The following is a 389-nucleotide window of genomic DNA, read 5'->3' on the forward strand; positions in this document are numbered from 1 at the left end:
TTCGCCGCAGTTTTTTCTTCGTCTGTTAAGTCATTGTTGGCATCAATCGCGTCGTTCTTAGCTTTCAATGCGTCATCGATGGCTTTCTTAGCTGCTGGTTTGGCTACCGGAGTTGGAGTCACCGAATCTACTGATGTTGCTCCGTCGTTTTTAGCTTGCGTTACTGCATCATTTGTTGTCGCCTTGTCGATTGCTTGCTTCGCTGCGTCAGATTTGGCTTTTGCATCAGCTTTCGCCGCAGTTTTTTCTTCGTCTGTTAAGTCATTGTTGGCATCAATCGCGTCGTTCTTAGCTTTCAATGCGTCATCAATTGCTTGTTTTGCAGCTGGTTTGACTACCGGCGTTGGAGTCACCGAATCTACTGATGTTGCCCCAGCGTTTTTAGCTTG

1 protein-coding gene is annotated in these 389 nt (G+C 46.8%); it reads right to left on the reverse strand.

Annotation, left to right across the window (positions count from 1 at the left end):
• A partial coding sequence (locus N8M95_RS09200) for a DUF1542 domain-containing protein (protein ID WP_261047714.1) occupies positions 1–389 on the reverse strand: 389 nt, incomplete at both ends.

Source organism: Streptococcus mitis (genome assembly GCF_946190325.1).
GTDB lineage: Bacteria > Bacillota > Bacilli > Lactobacillales > Streptococcaceae > Streptococcus > Streptococcus mitis_CF.